General features: G+C 36.9%; 19 protein-coding genes. 4 read left to right on the top strand and 15 right to left on the bottom strand.

Translation table 11 applies throughout. The annotated features are described in order from the left end of the window. Positions 1-22 precede the first annotated feature (22 nt). The gene (locus ACE1ET_RS08680; protein WP_375727993.1) at positions 23-340 is read right to left on the bottom strand and encodes an ArsR/SmtB family transcription factor; all 318 of its coding nucleotides are present in this window, start codon (positions 338-340) and stop codon (positions 23-25) included. Positions 341-539: 199 nt separating this feature from the next. Between ACE1ET_RS08680 and ACE1ET_RS08675 the strand changes: the two genes are divergently transcribed. Together ACE1ET_RS08675 and ACE1ET_RS08670 are read left to right on the top strand one after the other, a co-directional pair. Beyond that, a complete protein-coding gene (locus tag ACE1ET_RS08675; RefSeq protein WP_375727992.1) occupies positions 540-1514 on the top strand; it encodes a polyprenyl synthetase family protein in 975 nt (324 codons plus the stop codon). A 1-nt stretch (position 1515) separates the two neighbouring features. Continuing rightward, positions 1516-1827 (top strand): thioredoxin family protein, encoded by a 312-nt coding sequence (locus ACE1ET_RS08670; protein ID WP_375727991.1) that lies wholly within the window; start codon positions 1516-1518, stop codon positions 1825-1827. Between the two features lie 279 nt (positions 1828-2106). Here the strand turns inward: ACE1ET_RS08670 and ACE1ET_RS08665 are convergent, their stop codons facing one another. From ACE1ET_RS08665 to ACE1ET_RS08600, 14 genes are all read right to left on the bottom strand, one after another. Continuing rightward, positions 2107-2424 (bottom strand): nucleotide pyrophosphohydrolase, encoded by a 318-nt coding sequence (locus ACE1ET_RS08665; protein WP_375727990.1) that lies wholly within the window; start codon positions 2422-2424, stop codon positions 2107-2109. Between the two features lie 8 nt (positions 2425-2432). Further along, positions 2433-4244, bottom strand: coding sequence for an excinuclease ABC subunit UvrC (uvrC, locus tag ACE1ET_RS08660; RefSeq protein ID WP_375727989.1), 1812 nt, complete (start codon positions 4242-4244; stop codon positions 2433-2435). A 9-nt stretch (positions 4245-4253) separates the two neighbouring features. After that, positions 4254-4778, bottom strand: a complete 525-nt coding sequence (locus ACE1ET_RS08655; RefSeq protein ID WP_375727988.1) for an adenine phosphoribosyltransferase — start codon at positions 4776-4778, stop codon at positions 4254-4256. A gap of 42 nt (positions 4779-4820) precedes the next feature. Continuing rightward, positions 4821-6695 carry a tRNA uridine-5-carboxymethylaminomethyl(34) synthesis enzyme MnmG gene (gene mnmG, locus ACE1ET_RS08650; RefSeq protein WP_375727987.1) on the bottom strand — a complete coding sequence of 625 codons (1875 nt, stop codon included), beginning with the start codon at positions 6693-6695 and terminating at the stop codon, positions 4821-4823. Between the two features lie 67 nt (positions 6696-6762). Continuing rightward, positions 6763-7182 carry an rRNA maturation RNase YbeY gene (ybeY, locus tag ACE1ET_RS08645; protein WP_375727986.1) on the bottom strand — a complete coding sequence of 140 codons (420 nt, stop codon included), beginning with the start codon at positions 7180-7182 and terminating at the stop codon, positions 6763-6765. Position 7183: 1 nt separating this feature from the next. Continuing rightward, a complete protein-coding gene (locus tag ACE1ET_RS08640) occupies positions 7184-8401 on the bottom strand; it encodes a murein hydrolase activator EnvC family protein (RefSeq protein ID WP_375727985.1) in 1218 nt (405 codons plus the stop codon). After that, positions 8398-9207 carry a lipoprotein insertase outer membrane protein LolB1 gene (gene lolB1, locus ACE1ET_RS08635; RefSeq protein ID WP_375727984.1) on the bottom strand — a complete coding sequence of 270 codons (810 nt, stop codon included), beginning with the start codon at positions 9205-9207 and terminating at the stop codon, positions 8398-8400. Before lolB1 ends, ACE1ET_RS08640 begins: the two co-directional genes overlap by 4 nt. Next, positions 9204-10952: a tetratricopeptide repeat protein gene (locus ACE1ET_RS08630; RefSeq protein ID WP_375727983.1), complete on the bottom strand. Its 1749-nt coding sequence runs from the start codon at positions 10950-10952 to the stop codon at positions 9204-9206. Before ACE1ET_RS08630 ends, lolB1 begins: the two co-directional genes overlap by 4 nt. Positions 10953-10956: 4 nt before the next feature. Continuing rightward, complete coding sequence (gene dut, locus ACE1ET_RS08625; RefSeq protein ID WP_375727982.1) at positions 10957-11391, bottom strand: dUTP diphosphatase; 435 nt, start codon at positions 11389-11391, stop codon at positions 10957-10959. 184 nt (positions 11392-11575) lie between these two features. After that, on the bottom strand, positions 11576-13048 hold the full coding sequence (locus ACE1ET_RS08620; protein ID WP_375727981.1) for a lipopolysaccharide biosynthesis protein: 1473 nt from the start codon (positions 13046-13048) through the stop codon (positions 11576-11578). Between the two features lie 12 nt (positions 13049-13060). Continuing rightward, entirely contained in the window at positions 13061-14083 is a 1023-nt protein-coding gene (gene ruvB, locus ACE1ET_RS08615) for a Holliday junction branch migration DNA helicase RuvB (protein WP_375720120.1), read from the bottom strand. Between the two features lie 285 nt (positions 14084-14368). Beyond that, positions 14369-15346 (bottom strand): quinolinate synthase NadA, encoded by a 978-nt coding sequence (nadA, locus tag ACE1ET_RS08610; protein ID WP_375727980.1) that lies wholly within the window; start codon positions 15344-15346, stop codon positions 14369-14371. Between the two features lie 478 nt (positions 15347-15824). After that, positions 15825-17651, bottom strand: a complete 1827-nt coding sequence (locus ACE1ET_RS08605) for a T9SS type A sorting domain-containing protein (protein ID WP_375727979.1) — start codon at positions 17649-17651, stop codon at positions 15825-15827. 93 nt (positions 17652-17744) lie between these two features. Beyond that, positions 17745-18713, bottom strand: a complete 969-nt coding sequence (locus ACE1ET_RS08600) for a family 43 glycosylhydrolase (RefSeq protein ID WP_375727978.1) — start codon at positions 18711-18713, stop codon at positions 17745-17747. 299 nt (positions 18714-19012) lie between these two features. On the opposite strand from ACE1ET_RS08600, the gene ACE1ET_RS08595 reads away from it, so the two are divergent. Beyond that, positions 19013-20035: a LacI family DNA-binding transcriptional regulator gene (locus ACE1ET_RS08595; RefSeq protein WP_375727977.1), complete on the top strand. Its 1023-nt coding sequence runs from the start codon at positions 19013-19015 to the stop codon at positions 20033-20035. A gap of 22 nt (positions 20036-20057) precedes the next feature. Continuing rightward, entirely contained in the window at positions 20058-21515 is a 1458-nt protein-coding gene (locus ACE1ET_RS08590) for a tagaturonate reductase (protein WP_375727976.1), read from the top strand. Positions 21516-21536: the final 21 nt, after the last annotated feature.

Below are 21536 nucleotides of genomic sequence, written 5' to 3'. Positions count from 1 at the left end.
AGAACAGGTTTAAAAAAGTTTATCAGAGTGTACTTGTACAACGTTTAAAGCAACACATTACTTCACTAATAGCATCACTATCAATATAATAGAAGTTACTTTTACCTTCACGCTGACTCCTTAGCAATCCGCGGGATTTCAGTAAACCTAAATGGTGTGATGCCGGCGCTTGTTCAATATCCAGCTTTTGATATATTTCTGTTACAGTAAGTCTTGAACCATCTTCTAACAGACCCAAAATTGAAATTCTGACCGGATGAGCAATTACTTTCAGAGTATCAGCCATCCGTTCCAGTTCAACATGATCCAATCCCTTGATACTATCTTTTTCTTCTATCATATTTACGGGGTATTTACTATTATGCAAATATATTAATAATTGCCAAAACGCAAATAAATATTTTCATATCAATATCTTACTATATGTTATGACTTTAAAAAAACTTAAATGTATAAGACTCAGTAGGCAACAATAGTATTTAACTGTTTATGTATGATGTATATTTTATACCTTTGGGCTTTATTTTGAACCAATCAGGATGGATCAACTCGAAAAAATAAAACAACCGATACAAAAAGATCTGGATGCATTTTCTGAATTCTATAAAGATATCCTCCAGGACAATTACAAACGCATTCAGGCTATTAATAAATATATTCTCAAACAGAGAGGTAAACTTATGAGGCCTACTCTGGTATTTTTAGCTGCACGGTTATTTGCTGAACCCAATATTAATACTACCCGTGCTGCGGCTTCTCTTGAAATGTTGCATAATGCGTCGTTGATTCACGATGATGTGATTGATGAAACGCATGAAAGAAGAGGATTATTATCAATCAATGCTATATGGAACAATAAGAATGCCATTTTAATGGGTGATTACCTGCTTTCAACGTCATTAACCCTTTCTGTTGATACCCACAATTACGATTTCCTTTATATCATGTCAGACCTCAGCAAAACACTGAGTAAGGGAGAAATCCTGCAAATGGAGAAAACAAAAACCCTTGATATTACAGAGGAAGAATATTACAACATTATCCGAATGAAAACCGCAATTTTATTTTCAAGTTGTGCAAAGGCCGGTGCAATTTCGGTAAATGCTTCCAAAGAGGATATTAAAAAAATTGAAGACATTGGAATGGCATTAGGGATTGCCTTTCAGATCAGAGATGATATTTTTGACTATCAGACAAAAGGAATTATTGGCAAACCTATAGGTAACGATCTGAAAGAGAAGAAAATAACACTTCCATTAATTTATGCATTAAATAAAGCCAATGATCATACAAAAAAACGGATTATTAAAACCATTAAACGATACAATAACAGTACCCGTAAAATGAAAGAAGTTACGCGTTTTGCTGTGCTGGAAGGAGGCATTGAATATGCTGAAAATGCCATTGAAAGAGAGATTTCCAAAGCACATTCAATTCTTGATACGTATCCTGACAGTGACATCAAGAGTGCACTGAAAGACTTTATTGACTTTACCGTAAACAGAATAAAATAACATGCCGATCAATATAAAAAATGAACTGAGAGAACATCCCGCAGTGTTGCTCTATTTTAAAAATGAAACGTGTCAACCCTGTAAAGTACTACGCGTAAAAGTTCAGGAACTGCTGGAAGCGAAATATGAAAACATCAGATTTCATGTACTCGACATTGCCGATTATCCGGAATATGTAGCAGAATTCAACGTGCTTTCATCCCCAACAATGTTACTGTTCCTTGATGGTAAAGAATTCTTCAGAGGAGGTATTTATACAAGTATAAGTGAGCTGGATGAAAAATTAAACCGGTTTTATTCGTTAATGTTTTAGAAAATAGCTGCTTAAGAACGGTCGCTTCGATACGAATTATAGATTCTACTCAGTGACCGGGTAAATCTTTTCAAAATATATCTTTGTAGTAAAAGCTTGCAGCTTACTGAGTGCAGCAGAGCAATGTATCGAAGGAAGCAATAGAATGGTCGCTTAGATACGAAACTTTGTTTCACTCAGTGACCAGGTAGATCCTTTCAAAATAAATCTTTGTACTAAAAATATGTAGCTTACTGAGTGCTGCGAAGCAGTGTATCGAAGGAAGCAATACCTTTAAACTCACTTCAACTTCTCATTATTCTTATGACGGTCTTTGTCGCGATTGGTCTTTTTCTCAATATTCCTTTGAATGGCACCTTCCAAATCAACACCGGTTTGATTGGCCAGACATACCAGTACCCACAATACGTCAGCCATCTCATCTTCAAGGTTCAATACTTCTCCGGGTTTGGTTGACTGATCCCCAAATTTTCTGACCATAACCCTGGCCAGCTCTCCAACCTCCTCTGTTAGGATTGCCATATTTGTCAATTCACTGAAATACCGAACACCGATTGTATTAATCCATTGATCTACAGATACTTGTAATTCGTTCATTGTCATAACTACTTATCTTTCAGCTCATTATATATAATCCGAGACTTAGACTTACCAACCACTTTTTCTAAATCCTCAACTTTTGCTTCCTCAATTTTTTTGAGAGATCCAAATTCCTTTAATAAAATTTCGAGCGTATTTGGACCTATTCCTTTGATTGCTTCCAATTTCGACGAAATAAAATTAGCCGATCTTTTGTTTCTGTGGAAGGTAATTCCAAACCTGTGTGCCTCATCACGCATCTGTTGAATCAGTTTTAAAGTATAGGAATTTTTATCCAGATATAACGGAATACTGTCTCCGGGTTTAAAAATCTCTTCCAGTCGTTTAGCAATACCAATAAGCGCAGGTCGCTTATCGAATTGCAATCTATCCAAAGCAGAAACAGCAGCTCCGAGCTGACCCTTTCCTCCGTCAATTACAACAAGCTGTGGTATCTGTTCTCCCTCTTCCAGCAAGCGCCTGTACCTTCGGTAAACCACCTCTTCCATCGAAGCAAAATCGTTAGGACCTTCTACTGTTTTTATATTAAAATGCCGATAATCCTTTTTTGAAGGTTTTCCATTTTTAAAAACCACACAAGCAGCAACCGGGTTTGTTCCCTGTAAATTGGAATTATCAAAACATTCCAGATGAACCGGAAGGTGGTCCAAATGCAAATCTGTTTGTACCACTTTCAACTTTTCAACAACGTTTTGCGATTTGTCCAGTTGCTGTTTTTGCTTTAATTTATCTGCCCTGTAATATTTCAAATTCCTTTCGGATAGTTCCAACAAGCTCCTTTTATCTCCCTTTTGTGGAACAGTAAACTTAATATCATCCAGTTCCATGTTTAGTTTAAAAGGAACAATTAATTCCTTAGACGTACTATGAAATCGTTGGCGTATATCAAAAAGTGCGGTTAATAAAAGATCCTCTTTATCTTCTTCTACCCGTTTTTTAATTTCCATGGTATGGGCCTGGATAACACTTCCGTCTACCACTTTAATAAAATTGACGTATGCTTCTTTTTCATCATCGATGATAGAGAATACATCTACATTTGAAATTTTAGGATTAACGATAGCAGATTTACTCTGATATTTTTCAATGATTTCGAGTCGCTGACGATAGGTTTCGGCTAACTCAAATTCCAGTTTTTGTGCAGCCTCTGTCATCAAATCCTTTAAATAATGCTTTACTCCCGAAATATTTCCTTTCAGAATTTGCCGGATATGATCTATATTTTCTTCATATTCTCTCCTTTCCTGATAACCGACACAGGGTGCTTTGCAATTACCTATATGATATTCGAGACAGGTTTTAAATTTTCCGGCTTTGATATTTTTTTCAGTTAAACTTAAATTACAGGTGCGAAGTTTATACAATTGTCGGATCAGACCCAAGATGGTATTAACCATATGTACGGATGTATATGGCCCGAAATATTCGGAACCATCTTTTATAATTTTACGGGTTTTAAAGATGCGCGGAAAGGGTTCATTTTTAATGCATATCCATGGATAGGTTTTATCATCTTTCAGCATTACATTATATCGCGGCTGATTCTCCTTTATCAAATTATTTTCCAATAACAGGGCATCCTGTTCGGTATCAACCACGATATGTTTTATGGAGTGAATTTTTCTTACAAGAATAGAAGTCTTGGCAGAATCATGTGTTTTGGTAAAATAGGAACTGACTCTTTTCTTTAAATTTTTGGCTTTACCAACATATATTAATTTACCTTCCTTATCATAATACTGATAGACACCTGGTTTTCCCGGAAGGTTTAAAACCTGATTTTTCAGATCATCTTTATGTTGGTTTTCACCTTTCACGATTCAATATTAAAACTGAATTAAAGAGAAAACGTCGCTTTTGTCCTTTAGTTTTTCAATGCCATTTAATGCGAGTAATTCAACAATAAAACTTACATAAAGCCCCTGCGGGTTGAAGCGATTTACAAGTTTTATTGCCGCTTCCATGGTTCCTCCGGTTGCAAGCAAATCGTCATGCAGTAAAACGATGTCATCTTCCTCCAGTGCGTCTTTATGAATTTCTATCTTGTCAGTACCATATTCCAGATCGTAATGTTCGCTGAAAACATCGGAAGGTAATTTACCTGGTTTACGGATCGGAACAAAAGCTGCTCCCAGTTTATATGCAATAACAGGTCCTAAAAAATAACCTCTCGATTCTACACCTACAACCTTTGTTATACCACTATCCTTATATTTATCCACGAATAGTTCTACTGTTGCAGCAAACAATTTTGCATCCTTAAACAAGGTGGTTAAATCTTTAAATACAATTCCTTTTTTAGGAAAGTCATAGACATCACGAATCGATGCTTTGATCTGTTCAATTTTCATTATTATTATTTTTATCGAATTGTTCCACGTGGAACACAAATTTTAACGACCCATTAATACCAATAAAACGTTAATATCAGAAGGTGAAACTCCGGAAATCCGACTGGCCTGTCCAATTGTTTCGGGATTAATTTTAGTCAGTTTCTGCCTTGCTTCAGTTGACAAATTTAAAAGATCATTATAGTTGAATTTATCCTTAATTTTAATATTTTCAAGACGGCTTAACTTATCAGCGATAACTTTTTCTCTATTTATATAACCTTCATATTTAATCAGAATTTCTGCGGCCTCAACAATTTCTTCCTTTCTATTTGGAATATGATCAATAAGCTCTTTAAACTTCGGAACCATTTCAGCGAGATCCTTAAATGTAACCTGTGGACGCAAAGCTACATCTTTTAACTTTACGCCTTGTTTTAAAGGAGCTGTTCCCAACGCTTCGAGCTTATCATTAATCTTATCCTTTTTTACCGAATAGTTATTCACAAAATCAATAACCTTATCCCTCCACTCAAGTTTTTCATCCAGAAGATCCTTCCGATGCTTTGTAGCCAGTCCTAAGTCATATGCCAAAGGTGTCAACCTTACATCCGCATCATCCTGCCGTAATAAAATACGATATTCCGCACGAGATGTAAACATACGGTATGGTTCATCCACACCTTTGTTCACCAGGTCATCAATCAGCACTCCAATATATGCCTGATCACGGTTCAGAACAAACTCCTTATCTCCATGAACCCTGAGATGTGCATTTATTCCTGCAATAATACCCTGGGCACCGGCCTCCTCATACCCTGTTGTTCCGTTAATCTGACCCGCAAAGTACAGATTATCAACGAGTTTTGTTTCCAAAGTATGTTTTAGCTGTGTTGGATCAAAAAAGTCATATTCAATGGCATAACCAGGACGGTAAATCTTAGCATTTTCGAACCCAGATATCATTCTAAGAGACTGATACTGAACATCTAAGGATAACGAAGAACTAAATCCATTCAGATAATATTCCTGCGTATTTTCACCTTCCGGTTCCAAAAACAACTGATGTCTGTCCTTTTCTTCAAACGTTACAATCTTTGTTTCAATACTGGGACAATACCGCGGCCCGATACTTTTAATGGTGCCATTGTAAAGCGGAGAATCCTTAAGTCCCTGCCGTAACGATTCGTGGACGTCTCCATTAGTATGAGCAATATAACAATTCCGTTGCTTTAGTCTTCTCGGTTCATGATCAAGATATGAAAACTTATGAAAATCATTTTCACCTTCCTGAGGTATTAATTTCGAAAAATCAATTGTTCTCCCGTCAATTCTCACCGGAGTTCCGGTTTTCATACGTCCGGTAACAAATCCGAAATCAGAAAGCTGATCTGACAAATGATATGAAGCGGGTTCCGACACACGACCTCCTCCAATTTGCACCCTACCGATATGCATCAATCCGTTCAAGAAAGTACCATTAGTCAGTATAACACATTTAGCCCTGAACTCAACATTCAACGCCGTTCTGACTCCAATAACCGTATTTCCTTTAAATATTAATTGCTTCACCGTATCCTGCCACAAATCCAGATTATCAGTATTTTCAAGAATATTACGCCAGCGCTCTATAAACCTGAACCTGTCACTTTGCGCACGTGGACTCCACATAGCAGGACCCTTGGAACGATTTAACATTCTGAATTGAATAGCCGTGTCATCCGTTACAATTCCTGCCTGTCCACCCAGTGCATCAATTTCCCTTACGATCTGCCCTTTTGCAATTCCTCCCATGGCCGGATTACAACTCATCTGTGCAATCTTATTCATATCCATGGTTATGAGCACAGTTTTTGAGCCTAAATTGGCTGCTGCTGCTGCTGCCTCACAACCAGAATGTCCGGCGCCAACCACAATAATATCGTAATCAAATCTCATTATTAACAAATTTCAATGCAAAAATAATAAATCAGAGGTTTAACCTGCTAATTTCGTAAGTTATATGCTAGCAAGATAAGTGGGAAAGTGCAAGATTCTCCTGCTTTGTCATCTCATTTTTATCCGTTTCAGTTTTATCCTTATATCCACAGAGATGTAACACGCCGTGTATAATTACCCGAAAAAGCTCATTCTTTTCGTTTTTAGCGAATTTCATCTCATTAAACCTAATCATATCCACTGATATAAAAACATCCCCGGAAACAAGCTTATTTTCGCTATAATCGAATGTTATAACATCAGTGTAGTAATCATGGTTCAAATATTGCCTGTTAATATTCAGTAAATAGGCATCGGAACAAAAGATGACTGAAATGTTCCACGTGGAAAGTCCTTTTGATCTAATCGTAAAGTCAATCCAATCCGCAATGCACTCCTGATCGAACTCAGGCATCGCTACATCTTCAGAAAAAAAATTGATTTCCATTTTAACGCGCCAACCAGTATTCTGGATTAGTATTTACAATACCCTTATAAATACTGAAATATAGAACTGTTTTACTGGATTCTGATGAACCTGTCTCAATATTGTCTGTGAAAATTTTCCCTATTGTTTGCTTTGTATCTACAATATCGTCTCTTTTTACATAAACCTGTGATAAATTGCCATAAAATGAAATATACTCACCATGACGAATTGTAACTCCCAAAGTATTTGTAGCCAACATAAAGACTCCTGAAACCTTTCCTTTAAAAACTGCCCGAGCTTCTGTCCCTTCATCTGTTAAGATATCAATGCCAGGGTTATTTTCAGTAACAGAACTTACTAATGCATTTTTATGCGTACCAAACTTTGATATTATTATACCCTGATCTACAGGCCATGGCAACTTACCTTTGTTCTTATCAAACTGTTCAGACACCAGTTTTTCCTCAGGAGTTAAAGAAAATTTACCCGGTGACGTATTTGATTTACCTTTATTAGAGGCTTTTATCTGCTCTTCTATTATTTTCTTTATGAACGAACTTAACTCATCCCTTTTCTTTTGTTGCTGAGCCAATTGCCTTTTAAGATTTCTTTCTTTCGATTTCAAATCTTTAACATACACATCCTGCTTATTTTGCTCCAGCTGTAAATTATACTGTTCTTTGGTCTTTGAATCCAGTAGACTCAATTTATCTTCCCGTTTCTCCTCGACTTCCCTAAGTTCCTTTTCCAGATCCTTTTGCATTGCCAGCAATAATTCACTTTGTTGCTTTCTGAAATTACTAAACTCGTGCAAATATCTGATTCGCCTGTAAACCTCACCCAAATCCTTACCGGAAAACACATACATTAGCCTGTTCTGAGCATTACGGGTCTTCCATGTATGATAAATGGCACTTTCATATTCCTTCTTTAACTTCGCAATTTCAGCCTCAAGATTTGATATATTATTTCTTTTATCAACAATATCATTGTCAATAAGTTGTATTTCCTTATTAATGCCACTAATGAGTTGCTTCCTGTTATCTATCTGCTTTCCAATAATTGTTATTTTATTCAGCGAAGATCGGGTATCCTTCTGCGTTTTTTCCAATAATTTATTGGTATATTCTATATCCTTCTCCGTTTTCTCTCGTTGCTTTTTTAATTCCTCAAGAGTCTGTGAAAAAGCAGATAAATGCAAAACAGCCAGGAAAAGTATTATAACAGATTTTTTCATTTATAATTAACTCTGGTGTATTTATCAGATATGCTAAATGGAAAATTTAAAGTTTTATTCAGTTCAGCATTTTTAAAGCTGAGTTCAAGTTTATCAATGGTATTTCCCCTTATAAACGTTATATTCAGTTCGTTTGGTATAAAAGACACATCATTCTTTTCAAAATAGGAACCATAATGAATATCTAATGATGAACCTCCCGCAAAGTCTATAACCAATATACGCTTAATCTTCAGATTCTTAGCATAAAAATATTCAATCCCAAAATTAGACTTTTCTACGGGAATATAATACTCAACTGAATAAAAATCGTTTGTTTCCCTGAATTTACGCGGCACAATTTCAGAATTATCCAAAAATGGATCGTAACCAAGTAAGAAAGATTGTACTAAATTGAAATCAGCCGGCAATCCGTACTTTTGGTTTAGGCCGTATAATCCATCTAAAAAATAGGTTTTGTAATACCTGTCTATAAAGCCAGCAGAATCCCGGTCAAGTCTTAAACGAAATAATTCTATTCCCATTAGCGGAGAAACCGAAACCATAAGCACGCTATCGTGCTTCAAACGTATAAAACCCTTAAAGTTTTTCTTTTCTTCTGATCCTGAATAATTAGCTGTGAACTTTGATATTTCAAGTGTTTTAAAAGAATGATAGGAAGTGGTTTCAATGAGCCTGATAAATTTCTTTTCATTAAGCCCGGAATATATATCACCAGTAACAACTGACTTTCTTGTAACCGAACATGAAACAAGTACAACTATCAGAAATCCGGATGCTATATGTGAGCCTATTCTATTTTTCACAAATTGACCAATTCACCAGATTCAATTTTTTTATCCAGTTCAGACGAATCGTATCCGGCAGCTTTTGCTTTTTTCCACCATTCCAATGCCTTTTGCTTATCTCCCGATTTAAAGAGAATATCACCATAATGTTCAAAGACCTCACCATTATCCTGATCGAGTTTATCAATGGCCTGTTCAATAAAATACTTTGCCATGGTGTAATTTCCCTTTTTGTAATAAACCCAGGCATAGGTATCAAGATAAGTACTGTTCTTAGGTTCCAGTTCAACACATTTAGAACTCATTTCAAGCGCTTTGTCCAAATCGTGTCCTTCCAATGAAAGATAATAACTGTAATTATTCAATACCAGCAGATTATGATCATCCAGTTGAAGTGCTTTATCGTAATACTCAAACGCATTTTTACTTTCACCAAGTTTATAATATGCATCCCCAATATTTGAATAAAACTGCCCTTTCATATCTTTATTATCATCAGAACTATATACAGCGCCCTTTAAAAATGCATTCAATGCTGTTTTATAATCTTCCTCCTGAAAAGCAGCTATGCCCTTGTACATGTAAGCCTGTGGCATGGCAGGTTGTGCATCAATAGCATGATCGGCCATTTCAATAACTTTTTTCCAGTCCTGATCATCCATATAAAATCCGGCAATTTGTAACCATGTTTCATATCGCGACGGATCAAGTTCTACCACCTGTTTAAATTGCTCAAGTGCATCCTCCTTCTGATTCTGGCTCAGTAAAAAGTTGCCGTAATAGTAATGCAGATCAGGCTCATTAGGATGCTTATCGAGCATCACATTCACCAAACTCACAAGATTTTCGGTTTTGGTAGAATCCTTGGTAGTCTGCATCATATACTGAACCAAAATGCGCAGTTTATTCTCAAATGGAATGGAATTACTTTCGAAAGCCTTCACTAACTCCTGCTGTGATTTTTCCGGTTCATTAAGAATATCATAATAACCAGCTAACGACATATGAACAGGACCATAATCCGGATCAATAGCTATTGCTTTATTATATTCCTTCAATGCTTTCTTATATTCCTTACCATCAATGTAAGCATCGCCTAATAACACATGATACCGTGGTTGATTGGGATACTCATTTTTAAGGTTTTCAATTTCACTGATTGCACCTTTAAGATCATTTGCCTGCAGGTACAAATTATGCTTTTCAAGAGATATAGGTTCACTTATTCCATCCTGTTGCTCTATTTTATCATACACGGCGATAGCATCCTTAAATCGTTTTTGTTGCGTAAGTAATGCGGCCAGATGATACTGATATTCCTGTTTATTGGGAAATTTCTGAGTTAAAATCTGATACTGCAGTATGGCATTATCGTAATCCTTGTTTTGCTCATACAAACCGGCAAGATAATATCTGTACCATTCATTCTCCGGATTATAATCTGCAGCTATCTTAATATTTTTAATAGCATTAGTAATATCCTGTGATGCCAGATACAATTTACCTAATTCAAAATATGTGGCTGCGCTTTTAGGATCGAGTTGAAGACACTGACTAAACATTTTCGCAGCCCGCTCCAGATCACCATCTAGTTTAAACCGGTTACCTTCAATAAAAAAATAATCAAACTTTCTTTGATTCTCATCTGAAAGATTCGTTTGATAACTTTTTGATTTAGTGACTACCGGAACATGTTCACTTGTTTTACATGATGCCAGTAAAAGTGTCAGCAAAACGGCATAAATACTTATTTTCTTAATCATTTTTTTAATGTTTTCCGGTGTGACCAAAACCTCCTGCTCCTCTCATTGTTTCCTCCAGAAGTTCAACTTCGTGCCAGTCCACCGTTTCGTGTTTTGCAATAACCATCTGACAGATCCGTTCTCCGTCATTGATCACGAATGGTTCATTCGAAAGGTTTACAAGAATAACGCCAATCTCTCCACGGTAATCCGCATCAATGGTTCCTGGAGTATTTAATACCGTAATACCTTTTTTGTAAGCCAGACCGCTTCTGGGCCGTATTTGTGCCTCGTAACCTTCCGGCAATTCTATAAACAAACCTGTTTTAACCAGTGCTCTATCCAGCGGATTTAAGGTAATCGGTTCATCAATGTTAGCTCTTAAATCCATACCTGCCGATAGAACTGTGCTGTAAGCAGGTAAATCGTGCTTCGATTTGTTGACAATTTTTACAATCATATTTTTAAAGTATCAGGTATCAAGTATCAGGTATCAGGATTTTTGAACTCAAATCAATCTTAATTCATAATTGTACATTAGTCTTGATACTTGAATCTTGATACTTGTGTCTATATTCTGCTAAAATAGTATTTTCAAATTCTTGTAAACTGCTTTACATAAAACGTTTAACCATTTATAACACTTATTGTTTGAATAGTTTAAATAATTTTTCTTTTCGAAGGATATATATTAAATAACCTAAAAGCAATACACCACTAAGGGCATATTTAATGTTACCCAGTGGTTCAATCAGCTTAATATCGATGACATATAATAATCCGCCAATAAGGATATACATAAATATTTTTTTGAGCTCATACTTAACAGGATAATATTTCTGCATTAAAAAATATGAAATAACAACCATGCTGAAATAGCAGATGAAATTTGCCCATGCTGATGCTATATACCCATATTTGGGTACAAATATAATATTGATTCCAAGGGTTATAACAGATCCTAAAATAGCCAGCCATGCCCCAAAAATAGTCTTATCCGTCAGTTTATACCACAACGATAAATTAAAGAAGATACCGAACATTAAATTCGCGGTCAACACTATTGGTACAACCTTTAAACCCGAATGATAGGATGAACTGATAAAATATTTTACAATATCAATGTAAAACATCACACCCAGGAAAATAAAAATGCCGAGAATGATAAAATACTTCATGACATCTGCATACTCCCTGGTTGAATCGGATTCCTGTTTATGTTTAAATATAAACGGTTCAAATGCATAACGAAAGCCTTGCGTGAACATGACCATAATTACGGCTATTTTATAATTAGCACCGTATATACCCAGCTGAGTTCTTGCATTTTCAGTTCCATCGATTAAAAAAGGATATAAAATTTTATCTCCGGATTGATTGATGATTCCTGCAATACCCACAATGAGAATTGGCCAGGAATATTTCAACATGCGCTTCAGTAAACTGAAATCAAAATCGAACTTAGCCTTTATAATTTCAGGCAACAGCATAATCAATACGATACCGGAAGAAAACAGGTTACTGACAAATACATATTTGACTCCATAATCAGGATTATATAATGACGGTATTAATCCGTCAGGATTACTTTTATGCCAGGCCGGTAAAATAATGAAAAAGAAAAGGTTAAAAAATATATTCACACCAACTAAAACGATTTTAACAAAAGCAAAACGAAGTGGTCTGTTGGTATAACGTAACCTGGCAAAGGGAATGGCCGTAAAGGCATCCATGGCAACTATAATGCCAAGCATAATTAATATATCCTTATAATTTCTGTATTCCAGAAATACTGATATAGGCTGAATAAAAAGAACAATGATTAAAATAAATAAAAGGCTCGTAAAACCAAGGGATAAAATACTTGTACTGTAAACTTTTGTTTCTCCTTCCTGCTTATTTGAAAACCTGAAAAAACCTGTTTCCATGCCATAAGTCAAAATTACCAACAGGAGAGCAGTCCATGCATAGAGGTTGATTACAATACCATAATCAGCCTGATTTTCAAGTTTATAAGTGTATAAAGGTACAAGTAACCAGTTTAAAATACGGGTAAATATGGTTGTTCCGCCATAAATGACCGTATCTTTTGCCAGTTGTTTTATCTTATTTGCCAATGCAAAATGAAATTAAAATAACACATTATCACCCGGATTAAACCTGCTTTTTCCAAGGTGTTTATAGGCCAGTTCAGTTACCTCTCTTCCACGTGGCGTACGTTTAATAAATCCTTCCTTAATCAGAAACGGTTCATAAACCTCTTCAATGGTACCACTATCCTCTCCTACTGCAGTAGCTATGGTATTTAATCCGACCGGTCCGCCTTTAAATTTATCGATTATGGTAGTCAGTATTTTATTATCCATTTCATCGAGACCATGCTTATCAATATTTAAAGCTTCCAGGGCATATTTTGTGATCTCTAAATCAATGGAACCATCTCCCTGAACCTGGGCAAAATCCCTTACGCGACGGAGTAAGGCATTGACAATTCTTGGTGTACCACGGCTGCGTCCTGCAATTTCATGGGCTGCATCATTCTTTATTTCAACATTCAAAATTCCGGCAGACCGTTTAACGATATGACTTAAAATCTCTGAATCATAGTACTCCAGGTGGCAGTTAATACCAAATCTGGCTCTTAGCGGACTGGTTAATAATCCTGATCTGGTTGTTGCACCAATCAGTGTAAAAGGATTCAAATCAATCTGAATAGAACGTGCACTAGGCCCTTTATCAATCATGATATCGATGCGGTAATCCTCCATGGCTGAATAGAGATACTCTTCCACTACCGGACTTAAACGATGAATCTCATCGATGAATAACACATCATTGGGTTCAAGATTTGTTAATAAACCCGCCAGATCACCTGGTTTATCGAGAACAGGACCTGAAGTCAGTTTAAACCCAACACCAAGTTCATTGGCAATGATATTGGATAAGGTGGTTTTTCCCAGTCCAGGAGGTCCATGCAACAGTACATGATCCAGGGCTTCTTCCCGTTGTTTGGCGGCCAATACAAAGACCTGCAGATTACTGACAATTTTCTTCTGACCTTCGAAATCGTCGAAAATTAAAGGTCTCAGTCTATTATCAATATCCCCTTCCCGTTCTGAATTACTTAAATCCCTGATATCAATATCGTCCATGGAAAATGGTTTGCCTCAAAAATAGTAATAAAAAAGATTTAAGACATAAGATGCAAGACACAAGATATTTTTTATTAATAACGATTAATGAACAATTGAGCCTGCCTGAATATAAATTATGACAGTCAAATTTTTCCTTATCAAGTATCAAGTATTTTACCGCAACGTTTAGCTGTCCCCCTTAGAAAAAGGGGGTACGAAGAGGGGGATTTGATACGATGTGCGTAGTTTACAATATTAAAAAGTAGGATTTACCATGATCTTGCATCTTGGTTCTTGTGTCTTTTACAATCCTAACTTTTCTGAAATTTCAAGCATTTTAAGAATAGGCTTTTCAGCTTTCTTTCGTAATTCTTCATCCAGCGTTATTTCCGGAAGTTCGTACTTCAGACAGTTGTATAATTTTTCCATGGTATTCACCCGCATAAAATTACATTCGTTGCAGGCACAGGTTGAATCATTTGGAGGTGCCGGAATAAATTCCTTAGCCGGACTCTTTTTCCGCATCTCATGCAGAATACCGGATTCCGTTGCCACAATAAATCTGTTCTTTGGTGATTGTGCAGAATATTTTAAAAGAGATGAAGTGGAACCAATATGATCCGCAACAGTCAGCACAACTTTTTTACATTCCGGATGAGCCAGAATTTCTGCATCAGGGTAGTCCTTTTTCAGATCCAGAATCCGTTCAAGAGAAAACTGCTCATGTACGTGACACGCTCCATCCCATAATACCATATTTCGTCCGGTAACACTGTTAATATAATTACCAAGGTTACGGTCAGGACCAAAAATAATCTTCTGATCTTCGGGAAAACTCTCCACAATCTGCTTCGCATTGGTTGAGGTCACGACAACATCGGTCAAAGCCTTAATCTCAGCAGTAGTATTCACATACGAAATAACAACATGATCGGGTCGTTCTTTTACAAATTTTTCAAAATCCACGACATTACAGGATTCAGCCAGGGAACATCCTGCATTCAAATCCGGAAGAATCACTTTTTTATCGGGACAAAGGATCTTGGCGGTTTCTGCCATGAAATGTACACCGCACAACACAATGATATCAGCTTCTGTTTTTGAGGCCCATTGTGCCAGTGCCAGACTATCTCCCACAAAATCTGCAATCTCCTGAATCTCGTCCCGCTGGTAGAAATGCCCCATGATAACAGCATTCTTTTCTTTTTTCAGTTTTTCTATCTCTGAAGCCAGGTTCAAATTTTTTTCGACGGGTGCGTCTACAAATCCTTTTTCCAACATACAATATATATTAATAGATATAATTTAAAAATAATATGATTATTATAATAGCTTGTTAATAGCGTTGAAAAATAAATGTAATATCTGTTGCATATCTCGTTATTATCATCCTGTAAAAATTGAAATAACACGCTATTGACAACATTAAAGATTTAAATAAGTTGAATATCAATACATATCAACTGTTATTCACAATCTGTTAATTACCGGCAAAGTTAAAAAATAATGGCGCTGCTAACCCTTAAAAAATGTTGAAATTGGATGGATAATTTACCTCGTAAAAAACAATAACTATGCTTTGATAATTGTAATATTTTGTTAATTGATGTTACAAAGTTTAAATGCAATAGATAGTATTTAAAAAGTATGGAATAAAAATCAACAGTTATTAACAAGGGTGTTAACAAGGAATGTTGGTGAGAGATAATTAATGTAATTTATTTTTAAATCACTTATATTCATAACATTAGCAGTATGATCAATACTTTGTAAATATTCTCCGGAAATCCGATTCTGTAGAATGAAGCGATAGCACATAGGTTCCGGTTGGAAGATCATTAAGATTACAGGAAAAGCTTGTGCTATTTTCAAACGCAGATTCATATTGTTTTACCAATCTACCATTTAAATCCAGAATTTTAATAAGGTAGTTTTGGTTTACCGGCTGATTGAAACTGAGAATCAGAGTTTGATCATTTTTATCGTAATGAAATTGCAGTGGCTGTTTATTTTGGTCCGGGTTATTTAGAGCTGTTGTATTCTGAATGGTCAGGTTAAACGTTTCGGTTGAAAGTTTTTCCGTAGAACTGTAAGTTATTATAAGTACAACATTTTGTGTTTCGGTAGAAGTGAATGTATAATTCCAGTCCGTCAGGTTTTCGTTTTTTGATTGTACAACCTGACCATTAATTAATAAGTCAATGTGATCAATTGCCCGCATAAATCCGCTTGTATCGAGATTGAAGTTAACTGGTTGTGATACATGATAAGGTTCAGGTGTTTCAATCGTAAGGTTTAACTGTGGATCTTTTCGGATCATAAAATCCAGGTTCCATTCATCGGCATTAAATGGCTGCACGGTTTGCTGATATTGCGGATAACCGCCTACTTCTGTTTCGAAATCAATGATTTTACCTTTTCGGTTTATTAAATCGTTAATAATGCGGATATCCACAGAGTCGCGCTTCCAGGGCGTTGCGCCGGCATTGTGAATCACATTTGCTTCTACGTCATCAACAGAAAGCACAGCTATATTGTCGTTCCACACAGGTATTTCAGTTACAATATTTGCAGCATCGCCGGTATAAAAGGTTGCATTACTTCCATTTATATTAAAGGCCTTATTATTGTTCATATAAATTTTGCATGGTCCTGCATGAACCTTCATAAATGGCGTATTCAATGAACTGATTCCTAGTTGCATATAATTTCCTATAATGGACATTTCTCCTGATTGCCATTCATAGCCTTCCCATTCAGCAGCGTTTAATGCATAATGAATGGCTTCTTTACCCGGATCGTAAATCATATTATTAACGATTACACCCCTGGCTCCGCCTTTAAAAAGTGGATTTCTTGAATTATTATGGGCATACAGATTTTTCAGAATGGCAATATTGGTCGCATTGTCATGAATGAGTGAACCCATGGAATGCAGCCCTTTGGTGTGCGTGGCATAAGCCAGGGCTTCAGCAATTATGCAGTTGCTGATGGTAACATCATGCGATGTATTGTTGCGCCAGTCATCCGGTGTGTCTCCTTCAAAGCGCGGACCCGATGCCGAACAGTTTTCATCCACAGCCCAGGAAAAAGAACAATGGTCAATGATAACAAAACTCCCGCTAACGGTTGACAAGCCATCCGGTTCCCATCCTGTATTTTTACCTGCTGCACCGGGTCTGATCCGAATATGCTGAAGGATGACATCGTGTGTAGCGATGTTTGTCTGGCCATTAATGATCGTAATTCCGGGATAAGGCGCTGTTTGTCCTGCGATGGTCAGAAATGGATTTTTAATGCTGATATTCTGTGCATTCAAATCAATAACACCGCCAACTTCAAAAACCACAATTCTTGGGAATGATGCCAAAACAGCTTCACTAAATGATCCGGGTCCACTGCTGTTCAGATTTGTGACTCTTATAATTTCACCATCCTTCCCGCCCTTAGTTGCATTGGCCCAGCCTTCAACACCGTAGAATGAGCTTTGCTGAGCAATTGTGATGTGTACCGAAAACAATGTCAGTACAATGTATGGGATAAGTTTCATCGATGCATTTAAAATTATAAATGTAACTAAAATCATTCATTCGTCAATTGACGGATACCTTCTTTTGCTTCGATATGGCCCGATATCTCAGATTAATCAGCAATCAAATGGAGGACTTCTTTAACTAGTTTATTGAGGAACCGCATCAACACCATTATCCGTTGGAATCACTTTCTGAATGGTTCCGTCTTCGTTGTAATACAGGTAATCTACATTTATGCTCCGTCTGTATCCTTTAAATTTCATATCGGGTGAATCTTTGGGTGTCCGTTTTAAAAACAAAACCGAATTATGATAAAACAGATACCACTGTCCTTTGTATTCCACAATGGAGTGGTGATTGGTACCACTGCTGACTTCATCTAAAATTACTCCCTGATAGGTATACGGACCCAAAATATTTTTTGAAGTGGCATACACAATTTGAGGTCCGGTAACGCCCTTTTCTCCCCAGGTGGAATAGGAGAGGTAATACGTTCCGTTGTATTTATGCACCCATACAGCTTCGAAAAAATCTTTGGCTCCTTTCACCTGTTGAACCGGACCATTATAAGTGATCATGTCATCGTTAAGTTTCACTACATTAATATCCAGCTGTCCGAAAAAAAGATAAGGAGTGCCATCGTCATCCATAAATATACAGGGATCGATAAAATCACGTTTGTTCACCACACCCGGATTGTCTTTGGTTACCAGTGGTTTTCCCAGTGCATCTTTAAACGGACCTGCAGGCGAATTACCAACGGCTACACCAATTTTGGATTCATCTGTTGGAAAGTAGAAATAGTATTTGCCGTTTTTGTATGCACAATCCGGTGCCCAGGCTTTTTCATTTGCCCACGAAACGGAATCAAGGTGCAATGCTACGCCATGATCGGTCCAGTCTTTCATGTTTTCAGAAGAATAGACATGATAATCGATCATATCGAAGGTTTTACTGTCATCCCTGTCATGTGAAGGATACACATACATGCGTCCGTTAAATACATGTGCTGATGGATCGGCAGTATATTGTTTGGTGATGAATGGATTTTGAGCAGATGTAGCACAAACGCCGGATAAAAGCAGGATTAAAAACAGAAAAAGAGATTTATTCATAATTGTAAAATTGATCTGCTAAATTACAGAATATTCCCAATGTTTTTAAAAATAGTAGAGATGCGATTAATTGCGTCTCCATTAAATAAGCTGTTCCTGCAATTTAAATCCAAACTAAATAAATATTCCGCAAAATTTGATATTGTTGAATATAAGATAATTATATATATTTTATTGCGGGTATGATACAAGAAAATTAGAATATTTTCGCAATTTTATGCAAATTATTAAAAATATTTGCGTAAAATCTCGCAACATAATATAAAACGTCATACATTTGCAGTGAAAATAAAATGCAAATGGCAAGGAAAACAGTATCACTTAAGGATTTGGCACAGGAACTAAATGTTTCTGTATCTACCGTGTCAAGGGCATTAAAGAATCACCCTGATATTAGTCAGGAAGTGATTGATAAGGTAAAAGCGTTAGCAAAAGAACGAAATTATCGTTCCGCAAATTTTGCGGAAACAACTCATCTTACCAGCACCAAAGCCATTGGTGTTATCGTTCCAAACCTTGAGCGCAGCTTTTATTCATCTATTATAAGTGGTATTGAGAATTATGCCAAGCGTAAAGGATACTTTATCATCATTGCTAATTCCCGCGAATCGTACGACAAAGAGAAGGAATGCGTTGAAAACCTGATAGGTCTCAATGTAGAAGGTCTTATCATGTGCCTGTCTCAGGAAACACAGGATAACTCACATTTTGACCTTGCAAGAAGTAAGGATATTCCAGTGGTATTTTTTGATCGCGTTTGCAGGACCAATGAGTTTTCTTCTGTGGTAGCCAATAATTCAGAGGCCGCAAAGGATTTAACAAATCATTTATACGAAACCGGAAGCCGCAGAATTGCACACATTGCCGGTCCTAAAAAACTTTCGATTACGCGGGATCGTGTTTCGGGTTATCTGAGTGGATTACAGGAAAATGATCTGAAATACAATGAAGAACATCTGGTGTATTCAGATCTGACACCTGTCGGAGCTAAAAAAGCAATTGATAAGCTGATGAAATCAGCCGAAACGCCTGATGCCATTTTTTGTGTAAACGATACAGTGGCCTATGTGGTGATGAAGGAATTAAAGGAACGTGGATATAAAATTCCCAAAGACATTGCAGTTACAGGTTTTAATAATGAACTGCATTCCGATTTTGTGGAACCAACATTAACTACGGTGTCTCATCCCACCTTTGAAATGGGAGAGGAGACAGCCCGCCTGCTGATTCGTCAGCTGCAGTCAGAACACAAACATTCACCACGGCAGATCGTGATGAAGACAGAGCTTGTAATCAGGGAATCGTCGATTAAGAACATGTAAAAAATATCAAAAAGAACTCATTATGAAATTGAACAGGGAGATTAAAAACATTGAGAAGGCACCGGAGCGGATTATTCAATTTGGAGAAGGCAACTTCCTACGTGCTTTTGTGGACTGGATGGTTGATGAGATGAACAGAAAAGCCGGCTTTAACAGCAGTGTGGTTTTGGTTCAACCCATAAATTTCGGAATGGTGGATAAACTGAATGAGCAGGATGGATTGTATACATTGGTTTCAAAAGGAATAAAAAACGGAAAAGCCCTGAAAGAATCACAGATTATTGGTTCAGTTTCAAGAGGTTTAAATCCGTATACGCAATACGATGAATACCTGAAGCTGGCAGAGAATCCGGATATGCGTTTCATCGTTTCTAATACAACAGAGGCAGGTATAACATTCGATGCAAAGGATAAGCTGAATGATCAGCCGGCATCTTCTTTTCCTGCAAAACTGACGGCCTTACTTTATCACCGTTTTAAAACATTCAGTGGAGATGCTTCAAAAGGATTTATCATTTTGCCTTGCGAACTCATTGATAGGAACGGGGATAAACTGCAGAAATGTGTCAAACAATACTGTGATTTGTGGAGCCTTGATCGTGAATTCATCAACTGGCTGGATACGGCAAATGTATTCACTAACACGTTGGTTGACCGTATCGTTCCAGGGTTCAGTCCTGAATCTGCCAAAGAGGTAAAAGAGAAAGAAGGATATGAAGATAATATGGTGGTTGACGGTGAGCAGTTTCACCTTTGGGTCATAGAAGGTCCGCAATGGATCAAAAATGAAATCCCTGCTGAAGCGGCCGGTTTGAATGTATTGTTTGTGGATGACGTCACACCATACCGTACCCGTAAAGTACGTCTGCTGAACGGTCCACATACGGTTATGACACCTGTAGCTTATCTGTGCGGAATTGAATATGTGGGTGATGCCCTGGAAGATGAGTTGATGGGACAGTTTATCCTGCAAACCATAAACAACGATATCATTCCGGCTCTGGATATGCCAAAAGAGGAACTGGAAAAATTTGCGGCAGAAGTTCTGGACAGGTTCCGCAATCCTTTTGTAAAGCACGCGTTGATGAGTATCTCGCTGAACTCAATCTCTAAATTTAAAGCACGTGTGCTTGATACTATAAAGGAATTCAATGCCAAATACAACGAACTGCCGAATAATCTCGTTTTATCACTTGCAGCCATGATGGCATTTTACAAAGGTGAATTCAATGGTAAAGCCATTACTTTGAAGGATACCGACTATGTACTGAGTTTTTTCAATACCAACTGGAAGAAACTCGAAAATAAAGAGATGAACCTAGATGCTTTTGTTCAGGTGTTTTTAAGCAACCAGATGATCTGGGGCGAGGATCTGACAAAAATCGAAGGATTGTGTGGGCGGACAGCATTTTACCTCGATAAAATCATTCATGAAGGCATGGAAGAGGTGGTAAAATCAGTTATTTCTATTGAAGCATAAACAATAATTCAGCGTACAAAC

Origin of the sequence: Quyinboa mangrovi, from assembly GCF_042219825.1 — a bacterium.
Lineage (GTDB): Bacteria > Bacteroidota > Bacteroidia > Bacteroidales > UBA5342 > JBHJHP01.
Note: the sequence above shows the minus strand (reverse complement) of the source record. Positions and strands in the feature narration are given on the sequence as shown.